Source organism: Bradyrhizobium sp. UFLA05-112, assembly GCF_053572325.1.
Map to the genome: position 1 here is coordinate 15,440 of NZ_JBANBK010000017.1, position 20,838 is coordinate 36,277.

The following is a 20,838-nucleotide window of genomic DNA, read 5'->3' on the forward strand; positions in this document are numbered from 1 at the left end:
GGGCTCAGGAGAATTCGCATGTCGCTCGCCCCCTCGATCGCCGTCCCCCGCACCCGTTTCAATCCGCTGCCGCTCTACATCGGCCTGTTCTGCCTGCTCTGGAGCTTTGCCTTCGTCGCCGGCAAGATCGGCGTCACCGACTGCCCGCCGCTGATCCTGCTCGCGGCGCGCTTTTCGCTCGCCGGCATTCTGATCCTCGGCATCTCGGCGCTGCGCCGCGACGCGTGGGAGATGACCTGGCGTGACGTTGCAATGTTCGCCGTGCTCGGCATCGCCAACAACGCGCTCTATCTCGGGCTCGGCTACACCGGCCTGCAATCGGTCTCCGCCGGCCTTGGCGGATTGATCGTGTCGGCCAATCCGGTGTTCACGGCAGCGTTTGCCGCGCTGCTGCTCGGCGAGGGCATGACCTGGCGCAAGGCGAGCGGTCTGCTGCTCGGCGTCGTCGGGGTGACCTTCATCGTCTGGCATCGCCTCGCGGACGGCACCGACAGCGCGCACGGCATCGTCTTCACGCTGGCCTCGCTCGCCTCCATCGTCGCTGGCACCATTTTGTTCAAGCTGTTTGCGCCGAAGGGGAGCTTGTGGATCGGCAACGGCATCCAGAACATGGCAGCCGGGATCGTGCTCACGCCGATCGCGCTAACGTTCGCGGATGTCCACGCGATCCAGTACACGCCCGGCCTCATCGGCGCCTTCGCCTTCCTGGTGCTCGGCAGCTCGATCCTCGCTTATCTGCTCTGGTTCCATCTCCTGAAAGTGTGTGGCGCGACCGCGGCGAGTGCATATCATTTCCTGATGCCGCCGCTCGGCATGCTGTTCGCGTTCCTCGTGCTCGGGGAGCATGTCGAGGCGCGCGATCTGCTCGGGATCCTTCCGGTGGCGATCGGCATTTATCTCGTGACGCGCCCCGCCCCAACCGTCGCGATCAAGTCCGCCGCGTAACAGGAGTCCGTCATGCCCATTTCAATCACCCTGATCGGCGGCCCGACCGCGCTGATCGAGATCGACGGCTTTCGGCTCCTCACCGATCCGACCTTCGATGGTCCCGGCGCCTATCAACTGCCGCATGTGAAGCTGGAGAAGACGATCGGGCCAGCCGTAAAAGCCGAAGCGATCGGCCCGGTCGATGCGGTCCTGCTCAGCCATGACCAGCATTCCGACAATCTCGACAATTCCGGCCGCGAGCTTCTCTTCAAGATGAAACGCGTGCTGACGACGGAAGCCGGCGCAAGACGGCTCGGCGGTCACATCGAAGGCCTTGCGCCCTGGGACACGACGCAAGTGAGGGATCGCGACGGCAACACGCTGACCATCACCGCGACGCCGGCGCGCCACGGTCCGGCCGGCATCGAGCCGCTGTCGGGTGACGTCATCGGCTTCGTCGTGTCCTCCAGCAACAAGGACAGCCGCTCGATCTATATCAGCGGCGACACCACCTGGTTCGATGGCGTTGCGGAAGTGGCGCGCCGTTTCGATTGCGGCGTGGTGCTGCCGTTTGCCGGCGCCGCGCAGACGCGCGGTCCGTTCCATCTCACCATGGACACCAACGACACCATCGAGACCGCGCGCGCGTTTCCCGATGCGGTGATCGTGCCCCTCCATACCGAAGGCTGGGCGCATTTCCGCCAGAACGGCGAGGATTTGCGCAAGACCTTCGACGTCCTCGGCTTCGGCCCGCGCCTGCGCCTGCTGGAGCCCGGCGTGCCGACGGTGATCGAGGCGCCTTAGCCCTTAGCTGTCATGCCCCGCGAAGGCGGGGCATCCAGTACTCCGCGGCCGTTGTTGCGAGAGCGAGGTCGCCAATGCTGGCCTCTGGAATACTGGGTCGCCCGGTCAAGCCGGGCGACGACGAGCGGAGAGAGCGTAGCCCGCCTCAATCCTTCCTGAACACGATCGACGCGGACCAGCCGCACATCAGCGCCAGGGCGGCGGTGACGAGGCCGTAGATGAATCCGTTCTGCCGGGCACTGGTGGCGACGAACTGCTCGAAGCCGACCTTGACGATCTCGAACGCCGTCTCGGTCTTGGTCACGAGCGCGCCGTTCGCGAACAGCTTGATCTCGACCTCATAGGTCCCGATCGGCACTTCGGCAGGCAGCGGAATGCCGGTGCGGAACAGCGTCGGCGTCAGGAACGTCACCGCGGACGGATCCTCGCGGTAGAGCCCGCGTTGCGTGCGCAAGCGGATGAAGGCGCTGCGGAACGCGTCGTCCGGCACCACGTCGGCATAGTCGGTGCCGACGCGCTGGGTCAGCAGCACGTTGTTGAGTCCGATCTGCTGGCGCCGCGCGATCTCGGGCGAGGTGATCTGGTCGAAGGGGCGATTGGCGAACAGCGCGAGATAGCTCGGCACCTGCAAGAATTGCCGGTAGTCGGTGTTGATCCAGATGCCAAACTTTCGTTCCTTGCGCCGCGTCACCATGTCGGCGCGCGGGCCCAGCACGGTGACGACGAGATCGTAGGCGTTGCGATTGGCAGGCGTCGCCGCATCCCTCTCCACCGAGCCGAACAGCACCAGCTCCTCGCCGGAATAGTTCGGCGTCACGGTGACGCGGTGGTTGGAGACCGATACGATCAGCCGCTCGGCGCGCGCGGCACTGCAGAGCAGCAGCATGAGGAGAGTTGCGATGATTGCGCGCGCGATCATCCCGTCACCCCGATCTCGCGGATGGTGAAGAGGTCTTCGGGACGGAGCACGAGCTCGACAGCAAAGCGCAAGCCCACGGCGAGGATGAGCAGGCCCAGCAGCAGCCGCAACTGCTCGCCGCGGATCTTCTGCCCGGCGCGCGCGCCGAACTGCGCGCCGGTGACGCCGCCGACCATCAGGATCAGCGCCAGCACGGCATCGACGAGATGATTGGTCACCGCATGCAGCATGGTCGCGAACAGCATGGTGACCAGCGTCAGGATCATCGACGTGCCGATCACCGTCGAGGTCGGCACCCGCAACAGATAGATCATGATCGGCACCAGGATGAAGCCGCCGCCGATGCCCATGATGGCGCCGATGAAGCCGATGATGATGCCGACCACGACGACGGGGATCACCGACAGATAGATCTTCGAGCGCTTGAAGCGCATCTTTAGCGGCAGGCCGTGGATCCAGTTGTGCGTGCGCCGCAGCGGCACGGCGCCGCGCCGCGTCCGCATCATCGCGCGCAGGCCTTCCGAGAACATCAGGCTGCCCACTGTCGTGAGCAGCACCACGTAGGACAGCGCGATCATCAGGTCGAGCTGGCCGAGCGCGCGCAGCTGGGTGAAGGTCCACACCCCCAGCGCGGTGCCCGTCACGCCGCCGCATAAGAGAACGGTCGCGAGCGCCGGGTCGATCGCACGTCGCCGCCAATAGGAGATCGCGCCGGAAAAGGACGAAGCCGCGATGTGGCTCGCGACAGAGGCGACCGCGACCGCGGGCGCAATGCCGATGAAGATCAGAAGCGGCGTCATCAAGAATCCACCGCCGATTCCGAACATGCCCGAGACGAAACCGACCGCAGCGCCCATCGCGAGCACCAGGAACACATTGACCGGAAGATCAGCGATAGGGAGGTAAAGCTGCATCGGGCGCGTTCCGGCGAGACGGATCGGACTGCGGAATGCTCGCGGGAAGGCGGAACGATTGCCGCGTCCCTCAATAACCGAATTTGGCGCGCGGCGGGACAAGGAATTTTGGGCGTGGTGAACGATCGTGCTTAGTTTGGTTGAATCGGTGCGAGCCAAGGACTCGGATCACCTCTCCCCGCTGGGGAGAGGTGGACGGCACCTGTGTTCGGATGTCCTAATGCGCGAGCAAGGCCTGGCGCTTGACCGCGACGGGCTTGGGCGCGGGCCTGGTGCTGGCCTGCGCCGGGGCGCTGTCCCAGCCGCCGGCAGGCGCCGCGACGTTGACGGCATCGTCGGGCTGCGGCTCGGCGCTGAAGGTCTGGATCGCGAGCTTGGCGGCGGCGAGCGACTGCGGGTCGAGGCGCTTGGCAACATCGTCGCGCTTGGTCACCGCATCGGCATCGCCCTGCGCAGCGGCGAGGCTGAACCATTTGTAGGATTCGGCAAGGTTCTGTTCGACGCCGATGCCACGGGCATAGAGGATGCCGAGATTGTACTGGCTGTCGGCGACACCGCGATCGGCGGCCTTGCGGAACCACAGCGACGCGCTCTTGTAATTGGGGCCGCGTCCGCCGCCGTCGGCGTCGAGCACTGCGAGATTGTGCATGGCCTTGGCGTTGCCGCGCTCGGCAGCCTGCGTGTAGTAGCGGCGGGCGATGTCGGCGTCCTTCTTCACGCCCAGGCCCTTCTCATAGAGCGTGCCGAGCCGGAAGGTCGCGGGCACCACGCCGGCCTGCGCCGCGCGGTCATACCATTTGACGGCTTCCTCGTAATTCGCAGCCACGCCTTTACCTTCGGCAAAGCGCAGGCCGATCTCATAGGCCGCGGTCGCATCGCCTTTCATCGCGGCGGCGCGCAGCACCGGACCGCCGATGCCGTCGGCCAGCCGCTCGCTTGGCGGCACCTGGACGGTGCCGAACCGCGCGCGCGACGGCGTCATCGGGATCGCGCCGGTGATGTCGCTATTGCCTGCGGCGGGCGACGGCGCAGTCACCGCTGGTGGGGGCGGGATCTCGACCGATGCGGCGTTGCCGGAGCTGACGGGAGCGGCATTGTTCAGGGATTGCCGGCCGAGCGGGGTCGGCGAGGTCATCGACGGCGTGACCTGCTCGGGTACCGCGGGTTTGGCGCTGTTCTCGGCGGGCGCAGGCGCTTGCTGTGCGGGCGCGCTTGCGGGACTCTCCATCGTCGGCACCGGCGGGGCGCTGCCGCCGCCTTCGAGCAGGTTCATCGCCATCTTGAAGGTGCCGAGCACGATCACGACCACGCTCGCGCCGACCAGCAGCGAGCGGATCTTCGAGGTGATGGTCGAGCCTTCCTTCTTGTCCTTGGTGGCGCCGCCCGCGCCAGCCTTGCCGCCACGGGCGGGCTTCTCGGGCTGCGCGGCTGCGGCCTGTGCGGCCCGGCGTGCGGCGGCGATGAAGCTCGACGACGACACCGGCTCCTTCGGAGGGGCGGGGATGTCGCTGATCGCGCTTTCGGACGCGGCAATGCGCTCCGACGGCGTGGCGGCGCGTCCGCTCGGCCGCGTGCCCGGCTCCAGCGGATGATCCGGCGGCAACTCGGGCGCGATTGCGGCGCGCGCAGGCGCGGCATGCGGCTCGAGGATTTCGCTGATCGCGCGCGGCGGAACCGGCGGTGCCGCCGGCACCGGCGGCGGAGCGACCGGCGTTGCGGCGTGGAATTCGCGCGGTGCTGCGACGAAGGCCGCCTGCGCCGCGGCCGGATTGGGCAGATCGGGCTTGAGGTCGGCTTTGGGCGACTGCTGCGGCATCTCGCTGCGCGCCGGTTCGGCCGGCATCGTCGGTGCTGCGAAGGCCTGCGGCGCGGCCTGAGGTGGCGCGCTGCGCACTGCGCGCAGATCGCCCTCGATCATCGAGAGACGATCGACGACATGGCCGAGCGTGCTGTGCACGGCTTCGAGCGAGTCCTGCGTGTGGCGGTTGGTCTCGGCCTGGCTGAAGCGGATGTCGGAGAGCTCGCGCTTGACGAGATCGATCACACCGGAATCGGAGGCCGGGGCCGAGCTGCGGCTCTCGGCCAGCGCGGCGTAGGTCGCCTGCTGCCGCTCCAGATGCCGCAAGATGTCGTGCAGGCCGTCTTCGACGCGGCTCAAATTGCCGTTGCGCGGATCGGACGCAGCCTCGATCCGCTCCAGCAGATACGACACGCGCTGCTCGAGATGCGCGAAGGTGGAGGCGGAGTCGCCGCCGACCTGCATGCGGTCGAAGCGATCGGATAGCCCGCGGATTGCGTTTTCCAGATGCTCGGTGCTTTCGGACGGCGCAGGCCGCTCGCGTGTCTCCAGCGCCGCGGTGAGCGCGGCGATGCGCTGCTCCAGCACCGCAAAACCGTCGCTGCTGGGGGCGGAGGGGCGCGTGATCTGGTCGACCTTGGACGACAGCAGCTGCACGTCCTCGGACAGCCGTGCCAGCGCCTCGTTGGAGGCGACGTTGGACACGATGCCGCGCAGCGCCGAGATCGCGCCTTCGAGCTGCTGCACCGTGCCGGGATCGTCGTTGGCGCGCAGGATCAGGTCGAGCTTGCCGCCGAGATTGCGGATCGCCTCGTCATAGCCGGTGAGCTGCTCGGCCGGCGTCAGTGTGCGCAGCACCTGCTTGATCTCGGACAGCGCGTGCTCGACGCCGGCGAGCGCCTGGCCGTCGGTGCTGGAGGTGCGCGTCTCGTCGATGCGACGATGCAGGGAGCGAATCTCGTTCTCGATCGATTCGATCGCGCGGCGCGGCATCGCCTCGGTGATGGCGTGGCGAATCTCCGCAAGCTCGTTGCGGAACGCGGTGATCGACTGCTCGATGTGATCGGGGCGCTGCAGCGCCTCGATCTGGCTCGTGATCTTGAGCAGATGCCGTTCGAGCGCGGAGAAATCGGCGCTCGGCTGCGGAGGCGGCGGCGCGTAGACGGGGGCAGCGGGCGCCAGGGGCGGAGACATCGGAGCCGCCAAGGGAGACAACATGGCGGGAGCCATCGGCGCGGCGGGTGCAATCGAGGGCGCCGCGCGCGGCGGCATCTGCCGGGGCGCAAAGCTGTCGAGCTCGTTCTGTCGCGCGGTGATTTCGGCCACCGCAACGTCGAGCGAGGCGGGGCTGAGCGGCGGCGAATTGCGATAGACCTGCGCTGCCGCGCGCTCGACCAGCTCGGCCTGGCGCTGCCGGGTCTCGACCGGTGCAGGCCGCGGCGCCTGCGCCTGTGGCCGCGAGATCTGCGACAGCCGCGCGTCCAGTCGCGAGATCGCGTCGTTCAGCTGCCGCGCGACGCCCTGTTCGCGCGAAGCGTCCTGGCGCGGCGCGGGCTTTGAGATGCGTTCGATCTGCTGGGTGATCGCGTCGAGCCGCTGGTGGATGTCGGCGACGTCGCGGCTTTCCTGACTCGATGCCGGGTGTGGGGCCTGCGGACGCTGCTCGTAAGGTCCGGGGAAGTTCGGCGGGGCGGTGTCGCCGAGGGTGGAGTTCAGCCAATCGTTGAGTGACATGCCGGCACGGCGCGCAGCGGCCTCGGCGCGCTCCCTGACGGATGGATCGATGCCGTCAACACTCCACGATACGCGCGAATTCATGACTTCTGTCCGGTTCCGACTTCGGCACCCCACCCGATGCCTCCAGCTTTCCCGCGCGTCCCAGTTGTAGAGACAATTCCATTCGGCGCGGGTCGTCTGCCTCAAAAACTGACTTTTCTCTGTTACGGTAAATAACGGGTTAAGGAAGCCGTCGTCGCTGTCTTAAAGTTGGGCGCGGGGGGCAAGCTGGGCGAATACCGATAGAACTTGGGTGGTTTCATTGTGGACCGCCCCGTCGCCACATTCACGGTGTCATGCCCCGGCTCGACCGGGGCATCCAGTACGCCGCGGCCTATCGATTCAATCATGATCGTCTCGGAGTACTGGATCGCCCGGTCGAGCCGGGCGATGACGGCGGAGCGGGTGGCGCCGGCCTTGCCTCTCGGGAGCCCGTTACCCCATCTACCGGTCTAGCCGTCGCGTTATGCTTTTACTCAGCCCTTCTCGCGCTTGCCGTCGTCGATCGGCACCACGGTCCCGCGCGCGTTCATGGTCGACAGCGCCTCGAGCGCCTCCTCGCAGAAGTCGGCCACCATCTGCTCGTGCCGCGCGCCGAGGCGGAGCAGCAGCAAATTGCCGAGGTCGAGCACACCCGACGCCTCTCCGTCCGGGAAGCGCTTCTTCAGGATGCGCTCGTAGTTGGCGTGGCGGTCGCGGTGGTGCTCCAGGCGCGCCATCAGATCGGTGCGCAGGGGCTCGATCTCGATGCTGTCCAGCGCATGGAGGCGGACCAGAAGATCGTCCTTGATCGAGGGCGGTGTGCTCGGCCGCGCGGCCCAGTGCCGCAGCGCTGTTCGTCCCTCTTCGGTGAGCGTATAAACCAGCTTGTTGGGCTTGCCGGATTGTACGACCTCGCGGCCCTGGATGTAGCCGCGGTCGCGCAGCTTGGAGAGCTCGCGATAGATCTGCTGGTGATCGGCCTTCCAGAAGAAGCCGATCGAGGAGTCGAACGTCTTGGCGAGCTCGTAGCCCGTCATCGGACGTTCCGTCAGGCATGCGAGGATTGCGTCGCCCAGCGCCATGACACCGGCTCCTTTAAGAGGTCCCGAGCAATTGACTTGACTTTATGCATATTGGCGCATATGCGTCAATGTGCATATGCCGAGAGCCGGTTTGCCCAGCCGACATCGGCCTTCTCGCTACTTTGCATGGGGTTGTTTTCAAGTTTTTTGCCAACGCCTTTTATCAAGGGAGGCACCCTGAGAATGACCGGCCTCGATTCCTGGTACGGCTACATGAGGTCCCACGACGGCACTGCGCTGTGGGACCTGCTTCATCCCGATGCCATCTTCGAAAGTCCCGTCGTGCACACGCCGCAGCGCGGGCGCGACATCACCTTCAAATATCTGTCGAGCGCCGAGAAGGTGCTCGGCGGTCCCGGCTTCACCTATGTCGGCGAGTGGAAGAGCGCCAATGGCGCCGTGCTCGAATTCAAGAACGTGATCGACGGCATCGAGATCAACGGCGTCGACATCATCACCTTCGATAGCGAGGGCCGCATCACGCATTTCAAGGTGATGGTGCGTCCGCTCAAGGCCATCAACATGCTGCACCGCCTGATGGCGGAGCAACTCGCTGCACGATCATGACACTGCCCTGCGGTTGCGGAAACCGCTAGACTCGCGGGCAAGCACTCTGCCGCAGGGAATCAAAAATACCACCCCTTAACGGCCGCATGCCGGGAGAACGCCATGCCGATCTATAAAGCCCCTGTCGAAGACGTGAACTTCCTCTTCAACGACGTCTTCCAGATCGACCGCTACGACAATCTGCCGGGCTTCTCCGATGCGTCGAGCGACGTGCGCGAGGCGATCCTGGGCGAAGCCGCCAAGCTCGCCGAAGAGGTGCTCCAGCCGCTGAATCGCGTGGGTGATCTCGAAGGCTGCAAGCGCAGTGACGACGGCAGCGTCACCACGCCGAAGGGTTTCAAGGACGCCTTCAGGCAACTCGCCGATGGCGGCTGGCTCGGCCTCTCCGTGCCGACCGAATATGGCGGGCAGGGCCTGCCGGTGGCGCTGAGCCAGGCGGTCAACGAATTCCAGTGCTCGGCCAACATGGCTTTCGCGATGTATGGCGGCCTGACCATGGGCGCGACCGCAGCGCTGCTCGTGCACGGCACCCCCGAGCAGAAGGAGACCTATGTGCCCAAGATGGTGGCGGGCGAATGGACCGGCACCATGAACCTGACTGAGCCGCATTGCGGCACCGATCTCGGCATGCTCCGTACCAAGGCGGTGCGCCAGGCCGACGGCAGCTTCAAGATCACGGGCACGAAGATCTTCATATCGGCCGGCGAACATGATCTCGCTGGCAACATCATCCACCTCGTGCTCGCTCGCATCGAGGGCGCGCCTGCCGGCATCAAGGGCGTGTCGCTGTTCGTGGTGCCGAAATTCCTGGTCAACGCCGACGGCTCCGTCGGCGCGCGCAACGGCGTGGTCTGCGGCTCGATCGAGCACAAGATGGGCATCCACGGCAATTCCACCTGCGTGATGAACTACGACAACGCCACCGGCTGGCTGATCGGCGAAGAGAACAAGGGCATGCAGGGCATGTTCGTGATGATGAACGAGGCTCGCCTCGGCGTCGCGGTGCAGGGTCTCGCGCTGTCCGAGGTCGCCTATCAGAACGCGGTCGCCTATGCCCGCGAGCGCATCCAGGGCCGCGCGCTCACCGGTGCGAAGGCGCCGGACAAGGCGGCCGATCCGATCATCGTGCACCCCGACGTGCGCCGTACGCTGCTGTCGATCCGCGCCTTCAACGAGGCTGCGCGCGCCTTCGTGGTGTGGACTGCGCTGAAGAGCGACGTCGCCCACCGCTCCGAGGATCCCAAGGACCGCCAGGCCGCCGACGATCACATGGGTCTGATGACGCCGGTCCTGAAAGGCTTCCTCACCGACTACGGCTTTGCCAACGCGGTGCAGGCGCAGCAGATGTATGGCGGCCACGGCTACATCGCCGAGCAGGGCATGGAGCAGTTCGTGCGCGATGCGCGCATCGCCATGATCTATGAAGGCGCCAACGGCATCCAGGCGCTCGACCTCGTCGGCCGCAAGCTGCCGCGCGACGGCGGCCGCGCCATCATGGCGTTCTTCGGCGAGGTGATGGGCTTTGCCAAGGAGAACGGCGGCGACGAGGCGTTGAAGCCTTTCGTCGCCCCGCTTTCGACCGCGCTCGGCCATCTCCAGCAGGCCACCACCTGGCTGATGCAGAACGCGATGGCGAAGCCGGACAATGCCGGTGCCGCCGCAACCGATTACCTGCATCTCTTCGGCTTCGTCGCGCTCGGCTACATGTGGGCGCGGATGGCGAAAGTCACGCATGCCAAGATTGCCGAGAGTGGTGCCACGCCCTATCTCTCGACCAAGCTCGTCACCGGCCGCTTCTTCATGGAGCGGATGCTGCCGGAGACCGCCGCCAATCTCGCGCGCATCCAGGCCGGCTGCGCCACCGTCATGGAACTGCCGGCGGAAGCATTTTAAGCCCGCTTCCGTCGCCAGATCGCAATCGCATCTAGACATCACATCAGGAGGGCGTCATGCCTGAGGCATTCATCTATGACCACGTTCGCACGCCGCGCGGCCGCGGCAAGCCGGACGGCGCGCTGCACGAGGTCACCGCGCTGGCGCTCGCCACGGTGCCGCTGCAGGCGCTGAAGGAGCGCAACAACCTGCCGGTGGACTCCGTCGATGACGTCGTGCTCGGCGTGGTCGATCCGGTCGGCGAGGCGGGAAGCGACATCGCGCGCTTCGCGGCACTCAAAGCCGGCCTCGGCGAAGCCGTCCCCGGCGTGCAGATCAGCCGCTTCTGCGCCTCCGGCCTCGATGCCGTGAACTTCGCAGCCGCCCAGGTCATGAGCGGCCAGCATGAGCTGGTGATCGGCGGCGGCGCCGAATCCATGAGCCGCGTCGGCATCGGCGCCTCCGGCGGTGCATGGCCGATGGACCCCTCGATGGCGGTGCCCGCCTATTTCATGCCGCAGGGCGTCTCCGCCGACCTGATCGCCACGAAGTACGGCTTCTCCCGCGACGACGTCGACGCCTACGCCGTGCAGAGCCAGCAGCGTGCCGGCAAGGCCTGGGACGAAGGCCGCTTCAACAAGTCGGTGGTGCCGGTGAAGGACATCAACGGCCTCACGATCCTCGCCAAGGACGAGCATATGCGCCCCTCGACGACGATGCAGTCGCTGGCGCAGCTTCAGCCGTCCTTCACCATGATGGCGCAGATGGGCGGCTTCGATGCGGTCGCGGTCCAGTCGCATCCGGAGATCGAGCGCGTCAATTACGTGCATCACGCCGGCAACTCTTCCGGAATCGTCGACGGCGCCGGCGCGGTGCTGCTCGGCAGCAAGGAGGCGGGTGCGAAATACGGCATGAAGCCGCGCGCAAAGATCCGCGCCTTCGCCAATATCGGTTCGGAGCCGGCGATGATGCTGACCGGTCCGGTCGACGTCACCGAAAAGCTGTTTGCGCGTTCGGGCATCAAGAAGTCGGACATCGACCTGTTCGAGCTCAACGAGGCCTTTGCTTCCGTCGTGCTGCGCTACATCCAGGCCTTCGAGATCGACAACGCCAAGATCAACGTCAATGGCGGCGCGATCGCGCTCGGCCATCCCCTTGGCGCCACCGGCGCGATGATCCTGGGCACCGTGCTCGACGAGCTCGAGCGCACCAACAAGTCCACCGCACTGGTGACCCTGTGCATCGGCGGCGGCATGGGCACCGCGACCATCATCGAACGGGTGTAACGGACGGTCGTAGGGTGGGCAAAGCGAAGCGTGTCCACCACTGCTGTCTCCGCGAAAGATGGTGGGCACGGCGCAAGCGCGCCTTTGCCCACCCTACGAGATCCAGAGTCAACCGCCGCGCCGAAAGACTGGCTGCGGCACCGAGGAGCACCACATGGCTTACAAGAACTTCAAGGTTGAGACCGACGCCGACGGCATCGCGCTCGTCACCTGGGACATCCCGGGCCGTTCGATGAACGTGCTCGACGAGACCTCGACCAGCGAGCTCGACGCGATCGTCAAGGAAACCACCGCGGATGCCGCCGTGAAGGGCGTCGTCATCACCTCCAGCAAGGAGGCGTTCTGCGCCGGCGCTGACCTCTCGATGCTCGAGGGCATGAACCAGGCCTACGCAAAGGTCTTCAAGGAGCAGGGCGAGACGGCCGCGAACCAGATGCTGTTCGACCAGAGCCGGCGCTTCTCGCAGGTACTGCGCTCGATCGAAACCTCCGGCAAGCCGTGGGCGGCCGCGATCAACGGGCTGGCGCTCGGCGGCGGCTTCGAGATTACCCTGTGCTGCCACTATCGCGTGGCGGCGGAGAATCCCAAGACGCGCCTCGGCCTGCCCGAGGTCAAGGTCGGCCTGTTCCCCGGCGCTGGCGGTACGCAGCGCGTGCCGCGCCTGGTGCCGCCGCAGGACGCGATGACCATCCTGCTCAAGGGCGATCCCGTCGTGCTCGACAAGGCCAAGCAGCTCAACCTGATCCACGCCATCGTTCCCGCGGCCGATCTGATCAAGGCGGCAAAGGACTGGATCAAGGGCGGCGGCAAGGCGGTCGCGCCGTGGGACGAGAAGGGCTTCAAGCTGCCCGGCGGCCCGGTGTTCTCGAAGAACGGCATGATGATGTTTCCGGCCGGCAACGCCATCTACCGCCGCGAGACCTACGACAACTACCCGGCCGCACGTGCGATCATGAGCTGCGTCTATGAGGGCCTGCAGTTGCCGATCGACGCCGCCCTGCGCGTCGAGTCGCGCTACTTCACCTCGGTGCTGCGCTCGAAGGAAGCGGCCGCGATGATCCGCAGCCTGTTCCTGTCGATGCAGGAGCTCAACAAGGGTGCGCGGCGTCCGAAGGACGTTCCGCCGACCAAGGTGAAGAAGATCGCCGTGATCGGCGCCGGCTTCATGGGCGCAAGCGTCGGCTACGTCTCGGCCCGCGCCGGTCTCGACGTCGTCCTGATCGACCGCGACCAGGAGAGCGCCGACAAGGGCAAGGCGCATGCGCAGAAGGTGATCGAGGAGCAGATCAAGAAGGGCCGCGCCAAGCCCACGGACGCCGAAGCGCTGCTCGCGCGCATCACGCCGACTGCCGACTATGCTGCACTGAAGGACGTCGATCTCGTCATCGAGGCCGTGTTCGAGGACCGCAAGGTCAAGGCGGACACTTTCGCCAAGGCGCAGGAGTATCTCAAGCCCGACGTGATCTTCGCGTCGAACACGTCCACGCTGCCGATCACCTCGCTGGCGGAGAACTTCAAGGACCAGGGCAAGTTCGTCGGCATCCACTTCTTCTCGCCGGTCGAGAAGATGATGCTGGTCGAGATCATCCTCGGCAAGAACACCGGCGATGTCGCGCTCGCGACCGCGCTCGACTACGTCCGCCAGATCGGCAAGACGCCGATCGTCGTCAACGATAGCCGCGGCTTCTTCGCCAATCGCTGCGTCGGCCGCTACGTCGCCGAGGGCAACGAGATGTTCCTCGAAGGCGTCCCGCCGGCGATGATCGAGAATTGCGCCAAGATGGCCGGCATGCCGGTCGGCCCGCTGTCGCTGTCCGATGAAGTCGCACTCGACCTCGGTCTGAAGATCATGAAGGCCACGGAAGCCGATCTTGGCCCCAACGCCATCAATCCCGATCAGAAGAAGCTGATGGTGGAGATGGTCGAGAAGCAGGGCCGGCTCGGTCGCAAGAACAGCAAGGGCTTCTACGACTATCCGGAGAAGGGCAAGGGCCAGAAGAGCCTGTGGCCGGGGCTGTCAGCGCTCCAGCCCAAACAGCTCGACCCCGACACGCTCGACGTCGAGGAGCTGAAGCAGCGCTTCCTCGTGGTGCAGGCGGTGGAAGCCGCGCGCACCGTGGAGGATCACGTCATCACCGATCCGCGCGAGGCGGATGTCGGCTCGATCCTCGGCTTCGGCTTTGCGCCGTTCACCGGCGGCACGCTGTCCTATATCGACTTCATGGGAACGAAGAAGTTCGTCGAGCTCTGTCACAGACTGGAAGCCAAATACGGCTCCCGCTTCACCCCGCCAAAACTGCTCGAGGAGATGGCGGCGAAGGGCGAGACCTTCTACGGCCGCTTCGCCCCGAAGAAGTCGGCGGCGTAAGGTTCCGCTGTAACGAAAGGCCGGATCATCGATCCGGCCTTCTGCTTGTCCGTGGTCGTGACGACTCACGCCGCCTGCGCGAGCCCTTCCCGCTTCAAGGCTTCCTGCACCTTCGGCCGTGCGCCGACGCGGGCCTTGTAGGCGAGCAGGTTCGTGAGGGCCGAAAGGTCGAACTTCAGCCGTTCGGCCCAGGTCAGCATGGTGAAGAGATAGGCATCCGCGACGGTGAACTGCTTGCCCATCAAATAGTCGCGACCGGCGAGCTGGCCGTCGATATATTTCAGCTTGCCCATCACGCGATCCCTGAAGAACGCCTTGGCGTCGTCGGCCAGCACCGGCGAGAACATCGGACCAAAGCTCTTGTGCACCTCGGAGGTGAGGAAGTTCAGCCACTCCAGCAGCTTGTAGCGCTCGGAACTGTCGCGCGCAGGCACCAGGCCCTTGGCCGAGGCCCGATCCGCGATCATCTGGACAATGACCGGGCCTTCGGTCACGATCTCACCGCTATCGAGACCGAGCGCCGGTACCTGGCCCTTCGGGTTGACCTTCAGAAAATCCTCACCGTTCTCGAGCTTCTTGGCGCGGATATCGACCTTGACGAGTTCGTAGGGCAGGTCGGCTTCGAGGAGGGCGATGTGGGGAGACAACGAGCACGCTCCCGGCGAGTAATAGAGTTTCATGGAATTTTCTCCTCCTGATGGTTGGTTGGGGCGAAAGAACGCCTACATGCATTTGCATGGAATAGTCAAGATTGATGCAGGTGCATCAAGTGCGCTAAGAACGGGCTACTCACTTGAGCGGGACCATGAAACGCAAACCATCAACCGAGGCGACGTCCGCCTGGATCCGCCTGATGCGGGTGCAGAGCCGCGTGCTCGACTGCGTGGAGCAGGACCTGAAGAAGGCCGGCTTCCCGCCGCTCGCCTGGTATGATGCGCTTCTCGAGCTGTCGCGCGCGCCATCGGGCGAGCTGCGGCCCGTGGAGCTTGAGCGTCAGATGCTGATCCCGCAATATTCGACTTCGCGGCTGATCGACCGCCTGGTTGACGAGGGCCTCGCTGTGCGCCGCGAATGCAAGATCGACAAGCGCGGCCAGTTCGTCGAGATCACCGAAGCCGGTCGCGAGCTGCAGAAGCGGATGTGGGGTGCCTATTCCGCCGCAATCGAGAAGTATGTGGGCTCAAAACTGTCCGATGCGGACGCCGTCAAGCTCAGCGGTCTGCTCGACCGTCTCGGTTGCTCCTGCGGCGAGATGAAGCTGCCGGTCGCCAACGAAAGCACACCGTTGCGATGATCCCGCAGCAAACTAACATGTCCGCGCAACCGGTGGGTTCGCGGACCATCCCTGTCACCCGCGCGCGTTCGGTCGAAGCGCTTTTGATTAGAGTTTGATATGGCGCGAGACCAGATCGATATGACGCCGCTGCAATCACGCGACGAGCTCGTCGCGTGGTTCGAGGCCGGCTGCAAGCCGGTGGACGACTTCCGCATCGGCACCGAGCATGAGAAGACGCCGTTTACGCTCGAAGGCCGCTGCCCGGTGCCTTACGAGGGCGCGCGGGGCATCGGCGCGCTGCTCGAAGGCATGAAGCTCCTGCTCGGCTGGGAGCCGATCATGGAGAAGGGCAACATCATCGGCCTCTACGACGTTACCGGCGGCGGCGCGATCTCGCTCGAACCGGGCGGGCAGTTCGAATTGTCCGGCGCGCCGGTCGAGACCGTGCATCAGACGCAGAGCGAGCTGATGGCGCATCTGGCGCAGGTGCGTGAGATCGCGACCCCGCTCGGCATCGGATTTCTCGGCCTTGGCATGACGCCGTCCTGGTCGCGCGCCGACATTCCGGTGATGCCGAAGGGCCGCTACAAGATCATGACCAACTACATGCCGAAGGTCGGCAAATACGGCCTCGACATGATGTACCGCACCTGCACGGTGCAGACCAATCTCGACTTCTCCTCTGAAGCCGACATGGTCAAGAAGCTGCGCGTGTCGCTCGCGCTTCAGCCGGTCGCAACCGCCTTGTTTGCCAATTCGCCGTTCACCGAAGGCAAGCCCAATGGCTTCCTGTCGTTCCGCTCCGAGATCTGGCGCGACACCGACAATGCACGCTCCGGCATGCTTCCTTTCGCCTTCGAGGACGGCATGGGCTTTGAGCGCTATATCGACTATGCGCTCGACGTGCCCATGTATTTCGTCAAGCGCGGCGATGACTACATCGACGTGTCGGGCTCTTCCTTCCGCGCCTTCTTCGACGGCCGCAACAACAACCTGCCCGGCGAGCGTCCGACACTGTCGGACTGGGCCAATCACCTCTCGACCATCTTCCCGGAAGTGCGGCTGAAGCGCTACCTCGAGATGCGCGGCTCCGACGGTGGTCCCTGGGGCCGGCTGCCGGCGCTGTCGGCGTTCTGGGTCGGGCTGCTCTACGACAACGCCTCGCTCGATGCTGCCTGGGATCTGGTGAAGCACTGGAGCGCGCATGAGCGCCAGGCGCTGCGCGACGATGTGCCGCGCTTTGGCTTCAAGGCCCGGATCAAGGACCGCTATCTCTTCGAGATCGCCAAGGAATGCCTGGTGCTGGCCCATGCAGGCCTGCGGCGCCGCGGCCGGATCGACCAGATCGGCCGCGATGAGACCCGCCATCTGGAGCCGCTGGACCGCATCATCGATTGCGGACGGACGCCGGCCGAGGAGATGCTTGAAAAATTTCACGGCCCTTGGAAGGAATCCGTGGAACCGGCCTACGAGGACTACGCGTTCTAACTCAGCCGGAAGAGCGGCGCGCCGCCGTTCATCGCCCATACAGGTTTGCGGCGATCAAATGGCCGGCTGAAAAAACCTAAGCGCGTTCAATAACTCGAAAGCTGTTCTGATGGGGAAGGGCCACCTGGCTGGGGCCTTGATGGCAAAGGTCATGGCAAGAGCCATGACGACGATCGTGGTACAGGGTATGGCGTGGGTCATGCTGCTGGCGGTCCTGCTTGCCATCGTGCCCGCCAGCGCCCAGACGGCATTCGACCGGCCCGGCGGGGACTATTTCAACACGCCCGTGGCGTCAGGCGATCCCGAGGACTGCGCGCTGCTGTGCGAGCGCGACCGGCGCTGCCGGTCCTGGAGCTTCAGCTATCCCGACGTCGAGGGCGCGCCTGCGGTGTGCTGGCTGAAGAACACCGTGCCGCCGCGCATTCCGGCGAATTGCTGCATCTCCGGCGTTCGGGGCGCGGGCGTGATCGAGCCGCGCGTTGAGGGCGTCGAGACCTCGATCGACCGCCCCGGCGGCGACCTGCGCAATTTCGAACTGAAGGCCGACGAAGGCGAGGAGGCCTGCAAGGCCGCATGCACCGCCGACAACAAATGCCGCGCCTTCACCTTCGCTCGCCCCGGCTACGCCGGACGCGAAGCGAAATGCTTCCTGAAGAAGGAAATCAAGCCGCCGCGCCGGAAGGCGGGGTTTACGTCGGGCGTGGTGAGGTAGGGATTCTCTCGTGCCCCGGGCGCAGCGCAGCACGCAAGTGGTGCGCTGCTGAACCGGGGCCCATGTCGCTGGGTCCCGGCTCTGCGTCGCGTCACTGCGTGCCGCGCCGCGTCCGGGACACTACTCCGCCGCAATCACCGTGATCTCCGGCCACGACGATTTCCATCGCGCGGCCTTTACCGCGTAACTCACCGCCGAAAAATTCGGCCCCGGATTGGGTCGCGCGATCAATCCCGCGACATCGCCGAACCCATGCGGCGCATAGACGTCGTAGCCATCGCCCGCGCGCCGGATGCCGATCTGGGTGTTTTGCGTCAGGAAGCGGTCGATGCCGTCGGTCGAACAGGTCAGCGGCGGATAGGGCAGACCGTGCTTGCCGGGATACCACAGATGCACGCGTGCCTGGTTGCGCGCTTCGATCTTCGCGCCGAGATGCACGAGGCTGGCCCCCAGCTTGCGGATCACCGCGTCTTCCGCCTCCCACGAGGTGTCAGGGTCGAAATAGAACACGTCGTAGTCGGCGATGCCGTGCCCGATCGCGCGTCCGGTGATCACGTTCCACGCCGTCTGCACCAGGCATCCCGACACCAGCCAGGCATCCGGCAGCGCAAGCTGCGCGAGCGCGTCGGTGATAGCGACGTTGACGGGATTGCGCAGTGTCAATGCGAGGAATTCGTCGCGGCTCATTGGGAATCGTAGGGTAGGCAAAGGCGCGCTCTTCGCGCGTCGTGCCCACCATCTCTCCAGGATGGCGACAGAAGTGGCGGGCACGCGTTCGCTTTGCCCACCCTACGATCTACGATCTCCGTGCCTCACTTCACCGCGGTGAAGAACCGGGCCATCCGGAAACCCGACAGCCAGGTCCAAACCGGCTGGCTGCGCATGCCGAGATCCCAGGAGCCGAGCACGGCATCGGCGCGGCCGACGAGATTGTCGATCGGCAACAGCCCGACGCCGCCGGAGCGCAGCGGCACGCGGCTGTCGGCGGAGTTGTCCCTGTTGTCGCCGAGCACGAACAGATGCCCGGCCGGCACCGTCACTTCCGGCGTGTTGTCGAGCGGGCCGTTGTCGCGCATCTTGAAGATGAGATGCGACACGCCGTTCGGCAGCGTCTCGACATAGCGATAGGCGGGCTCGTTGCCACCGCTGTCGTCCTCGGCCTGGCCGACGCCGTCCGGCTTCAGCTCGGCGGGACGGTCGTTGATGAAGAGCTGGCCCTGCCGCATCTGGATGCGGTCGCCAGGCAGACCGACCACGCGCTTCACCCAGGCCTGCGAGCGATCGCCGGGCCAGCGGAACACGACGACGTCGCCAAGCTTCGGCGTCTCGGCGAAGACGCGGCCGGTTTCCGGCAGGTTGATCTGGATCGGCAGCGACGAGGTGCCGTAGCCATAGGGGAATTTCGAGGCGAGCAGCGCATCGCCGATCAGCAAGGTCGGCTCCATCGAGCCCGATGGCACGTAGAACGGCTCGGCCAGCGCACCCTTGGCGATGAACACGGCGGCGACGATGCCGGCAAGCTGCACGAGCTGTCCGCGCCAGGTGCTGCTCTTGCCGCTGTTCTTGCCGCTGCGCCTGTCGCCGCTCTTGGGCTTGGTTGCTGCAGTCATTTTCTCAACGCTCATGCGCCCGTACCACCCACCGTAATCCGTTCCATCAGAAGCGTCGGCTGGCCGACGCCGACCGGCACGCCCTGGCCGTTCTTGCCGCAGGTGCCGATGCCGGTATCGAGCGCGAGATCGTTGCCGATTGCGCGGATGCGATGCAGGTCGGTCGGCCCGTTGCCGATCAGCATGGCGCCCTTCAAGGGCGCGCCCAGCTTGCCGTTCTCGATCTTGTAGGCCTCGGTGCACTGGAAGACGTATTTGCCCGAGGTGATGTCGACCTGGCCGCCGCCGAAATTCGCGGCGAAGACGCCGTTCTTCACCGAGGCGAGGATTTCGCCCGGCTCGCGGTCGCCCGCGAGCATGTAGGTGTTGGTCATGCGCGGCATCGGCACATGGGCGTAGCCCTGCCGGCGGCCGTTGCCGGTCGGCTTCATGTTCATCAGACGCGCGTTCTGGCGGTCCTGCATGTAGCCGACCAGGATGCCGTCATCGATCAGCACGGTGCGGTTGGTCGGTGTGCCCTCGTCGTCGATCGAGAGCGAGCCGCGCCGCGAGGCAATGGTGCCGTCGTCGACCACCGTGACGCCCTTGGCCGCCACCTGCTGGCCCATCAAGCCGGCAAATGCCGAGGTCTTCTTGCGATTGAAGTCGCCCTCCAGGCCATGACCGACCGCCTCATGCAGCATCACACCGGGCCATCCAGCGCCAAGCACCACGTCCATCTCGCCGGCGGGCGCCGGCACGGATTCCAGATTCACCAGCGCCTCGCGCAGCGCACCGTCAGCCGCGTCGCGCCAGTTCCTGGTCTCGATGAATTCGGCATAGCCGGCGCGGCCGCCATAGCCCTTACTGCCGCTTTCCTGACGATCGCCCTGCCCGGCGACAACGGAAATGTTCACGCGCACCAACGGGCGGATATCGCGATAGCTCTCACCATCGGGGCGGAGGATTTCAACCACCTGCCAGGTCGCCCCCAGACTCACGCTGACCTGCCGCACGCGCGGATCCTTGTCGCGCAAATACGCGTCGATCTCCGCGAGCAGCTTGACCTTGGCCTCAAAACCCGGCGCCTCCAGCGGATTGTCGTCGGCATAGAGCCGCACATTGGTGTGCGGCGGCGGCGCGGCGAAGCTTCCCGAATAGCCGCCGCGGACCGCTGCGACCGCATCGGCTGCGCGGATCAGTGCCGGCAGCGACACGTCGGAGGAATGCGCGTAACCGACCGCATCGTCTTTCACGGCGCGCAGGCCAAAACCCTGCGAGGTGTCATAGGTCGCCTGCTTCAGCCGCCCATTGTCGAACATCAGCGCTTCGGTCTGGCTGTATTCCAGGAACAATTCGCCGTCGTCGGCGCCCGAAAGCCCGCGCGCGACTTCGTGGCGAACCTGGTCGCGGTCGAGATTGGCGCGGTCGAGCAGGGAGGTTGTGGCAGGGTTGGTCATCAGCGATCCATTATCGGG

General features: G+C 65.6%; 17 protein-coding genes. 9 read left to right on the forward strand and 8 right to left on the reverse strand.

The annotated features are described in order from the left end of the window. Window positions 1–18 precede the first annotated feature (18 nt). Both SO180_RS12540 and SO180_RS12545 read left to right on the forward strand, forming a co-directional pair. Entirely contained in the window at window positions 19–945 is a 927-nt protein-coding gene (locus tag SO180_RS12540) for a DMT family transporter (RefSeq protein WP_449379131.1), read from the forward strand. Between the two features lie 12 nt (window positions 946–957). Next, the gene (locus tag SO180_RS12545) at window positions 958–1,731 is read left to right on the forward strand and encodes an MBL fold metallo-hydrolase (RefSeq protein ID WP_449379132.1); all 774 of its coding nucleotides are present in this window, start codon (window positions 958–960) and stop codon (window positions 1,729–1,731) included. A 145-nt stretch (window positions 1,732–1,876) separates the two neighbouring features. Here SO180_RS12545 and SO180_RS12550 read toward each other — a convergent pair whose 3' ends face one another. From SO180_RS12550 to SO180_RS12565, 4 genes are all read right to left on the reverse strand, one after another. Continuing rightward, entirely contained in the window at window positions 1,877–2,647 is a 771-nt protein-coding gene (locus SO180_RS12550; RefSeq protein WP_449379221.1) for a TIGR02186 family protein, read from the reverse strand. Then, on the reverse strand, window positions 2,647–3,564 hold the full coding sequence (locus tag SO180_RS12555; RefSeq protein WP_449379133.1) for a sulfite exporter TauE/SafE family protein: 918 nt from the start codon (window positions 3,562–3,564) through the stop codon (window positions 2,647–2,649). Before SO180_RS12555 ends, SO180_RS12550 begins: the two co-directional genes overlap by 1 nt. A gap of 217 nt (window positions 3,565–3,781) precedes the next feature. Further along, window positions 3,782–7,180 carry a tetratricopeptide repeat protein gene (locus SO180_RS12560; protein WP_449379134.1) on the reverse strand — a complete coding sequence of 1,133 codons (3,399 nt, stop codon included), beginning with the start codon at window positions 7,178–7,180 and terminating at the stop codon, window positions 3,782–3,784. Window positions 7,181–7,614: 434 nt separating this feature from the next. Beyond that, a complete protein-coding gene (locus SO180_RS12565; protein ID WP_449379135.1) occupies window positions 7,615–8,202 on the reverse strand; it encodes a PadR family transcriptional regulator in 588 nt (195 codons plus the stop codon). A 183-nt stretch (window positions 8,203–8,385) separates the two neighbouring features. Between SO180_RS12565 and SO180_RS12570 the strand changes: the two genes are divergently transcribed. The 4 genes from SO180_RS12570 (at window position 8,386) to SO180_RS12585 (ending at window position 14,295) form a co-directional block, all read left to right on the forward strand. Continuing rightward, entirely contained in the window at window positions 8,386–8,769 is a 384-nt protein-coding gene (locus tag SO180_RS12570; protein WP_449379136.1) for a nuclear transport factor 2 family protein, read from the forward strand. Window positions 8,770–8,871: 102 nt separating this feature from the next. Then, window positions 8,872–10,662, forward strand: coding sequence for an acyl-CoA dehydrogenase C-terminal domain-containing protein (locus SO180_RS12575; protein ID WP_449379137.1), 1,791 nt, complete (start codon window positions 8,872–8,874; stop codon window positions 10,660–10,662). A gap of 56 nt (window positions 10,663–10,718) precedes the next feature. Continuing rightward, on the forward strand, window positions 10,719–11,927 hold the full coding sequence (locus SO180_RS12580) for an acetyl-CoA C-acetyltransferase (RefSeq protein ID WP_449379138.1): 1,209 nt from the start codon (window positions 10,719–10,721) through the stop codon (window positions 11,925–11,927). Window positions 11,928–12,081: 154 nt separating this feature from the next. Continuing rightward, window positions 12,082–14,295 (forward strand): FAD-dependent oxidoreductase, encoded by a 2,214-nt coding sequence (locus SO180_RS12585; protein ID WP_449379139.1) that lies wholly within the window; start codon window positions 12,082–12,084, stop codon window positions 14,293–14,295. 65 nt (window positions 14,296–14,360) lie between these two features. Here the strand turns inward: SO180_RS12585 and gstA are convergent, their stop codons facing one another. After that, the gene (gstA, locus tag SO180_RS12590) at window positions 14,361–14,975 is read right to left on the reverse strand and encodes a glutathione transferase GstA (RefSeq protein WP_449379140.1); all 615 of its coding nucleotides are present in this window, start codon (window positions 14,973–14,975) and stop codon (window positions 14,361–14,363) included. Window positions 14,976–15,100: 125 nt separating this feature from the next. On the opposite strand from gstA, the gene SO180_RS12595 reads away from it, so the two are divergent. The 3 genes from SO180_RS12595 to SO180_RS12605 all read left to right on the forward strand — a co-directional run bounded on the left by SO180_RS12595 (window position 15,101) and on the right by SO180_RS12605 (window position 17,771). Further along, window positions 15,101–15,589, forward strand: a complete 489-nt coding sequence (locus tag SO180_RS12595) for a MarR family winged helix-turn-helix transcriptional regulator (RefSeq protein WP_254102677.1) — start codon at window positions 15,101–15,103, stop codon at window positions 15,587–15,589. A 99-nt stretch (window positions 15,590–15,688) separates the two neighbouring features. Continuing rightward, window positions 15,689–17,059: a glutamate--cysteine ligase gene (locus tag SO180_RS12600; protein ID WP_449379141.1), complete on the forward strand. Its 1,371-nt coding sequence runs from the start codon at window positions 15,689–15,691 to the stop codon at window positions 17,057–17,059. Window positions 17,060–17,168: 109 nt separating this feature from the next. Then, window positions 17,169–17,771: a PAN domain-containing protein gene (locus SO180_RS12605; protein WP_449379142.1), complete on the forward strand. Its 603-nt coding sequence runs from the start codon at window positions 17,169–17,171 to the stop codon at window positions 17,769–17,771. Window positions 17,772–17,891: 120 nt separating this feature from the next. On the opposite strand, the gene SO180_RS12610 is transcribed toward SO180_RS12605, so the two are convergent. From SO180_RS12610 to tldD, 3 genes are all read right to left on the reverse strand, one after another. Then, on the reverse strand, window positions 17,892–18,458 hold the full coding sequence (locus SO180_RS12610; protein WP_449379143.1) for a nucleotidyltransferase family protein: 567 nt from the start codon (window positions 18,456–18,458) through the stop codon (window positions 17,892–17,894). A gap of 125 nt (window positions 18,459–18,583) precedes the next feature. Continuing rightward, the gene (gene lepB, locus SO180_RS12615; RefSeq protein ID WP_449379144.1) at window positions 18,584–19,396 is read right to left on the reverse strand and encodes a signal peptidase I; all 813 of its coding nucleotides are present in this window, start codon (window positions 19,394–19,396) and stop codon (window positions 18,584–18,586) included. Next, the gene (tldD, locus tag SO180_RS12620) at window positions 19,393–20,820 is read right to left on the reverse strand and encodes a metalloprotease TldD (RefSeq protein WP_449379145.1); all 1,428 of its coding nucleotides are present in this window, start codon (window positions 20,818–20,820) and stop codon (window positions 19,393–19,395) included. The genes lepB and tldD overlap by 4 nt, the downstream gene beginning before the upstream one ends. Between the last annotated feature and the right edge of the window lie 18 nt (window positions 20,821–20,838).

Coding starts and splice junctions, on each gene's coding strand:
- SO180_RS12540 (WP_449379131.1), top strand. CDS start 19: ATGTCGCTCGCCCCCTCGATCGCCGTCCCCCGCACCCGTTTCAATCCG.
- SO180_RS12595 (WP_254102677.1), top strand. CDS start 15,101: ATGAAACGCAAACCATCAACCGAGGCGACGTCCGCCTGGATCCGCCTG.
- SO180_RS12600 (WP_449379141.1), top strand. CDS start 15,689: ATGGCGCGAGACCAGATCGATATGACGCCGCTGCAATCACGCGACGAG.
- SO180_RS12560 (WP_449379134.1), bottom strand. CDS start 7,180: ATGAATTCGCGCGTATCGTGGAGTGTTGACGGCATCGATCCATCCGTC.
- SO180_RS12575 (WP_449379137.1), top strand. CDS start 8,872: ATGCCGATCTATAAAGCCCCTGTCGAAGACGTGAACTTCCTCTTCAAC.
- SO180_RS12580 (WP_449379138.1), top strand. CDS start 10,719: ATGCCTGAGGCATTCATCTATGACCACGTTCGCACGCCGCGCGGCCGC.
- SO180_RS12570 (WP_449379136.1), top strand. CDS start 8,386: ATGACCGGCCTCGATTCCTGGTACGGCTACATGAGGTCCCACGACGGC.
- lepB (WP_449379144.1), bottom strand. CDS start 19,396: ATGAGCGTTGAGAAAATGACTGCAGCAACCAAGCCCAAGAGCGGCGAC.
- SO180_RS12565 (WP_449379135.1), bottom strand. CDS start 8,202: ATGGCGCTGGGCGACGCAATCCTCGCATGCCTGACGGAACGTCCGATG.
- SO180_RS12545 (WP_449379132.1), top strand. CDS start 958: ATGCCCATTTCAATCACCCTGATCGGCGGCCCGACCGCGCTGATCGAG.
- SO180_RS12610 (WP_449379143.1), bottom strand. CDS start 18,458: ATGAGCCGCGACGAATTCCTCGCATTGACACTGCGCAATCCCGTCAAC.
- gstA (WP_449379140.1), bottom strand. CDS start 14,975: ATGAAACTCTATTACTCGCCGGGAGCGTGCTCGTTGTCTCCCCACATC.
- SO180_RS12585 (WP_449379139.1), top strand. CDS start 12,082: ATGGCTTACAAGAACTTCAAGGTTGAGACCGACGCCGACGGCATCGCG.
- SO180_RS12605 (WP_449379142.1), top strand. CDS start 17,169: ATGGGGAAGGGCCACCTGGCTGGGGCCTTGATGGCAAAGGTCATGGCA.
- tldD (WP_449379145.1), bottom strand. CDS start 20,820: ATGACCAACCCTGCCACAACCTCCCTGCTCGACCGCGCCAATCTCGAC.
- SO180_RS12555 (WP_449379133.1), bottom strand. CDS start 3,564: ATGCAGCTTTACCTCCCTATCGCTGATCTTCCGGTCAATGTGTTCCTG.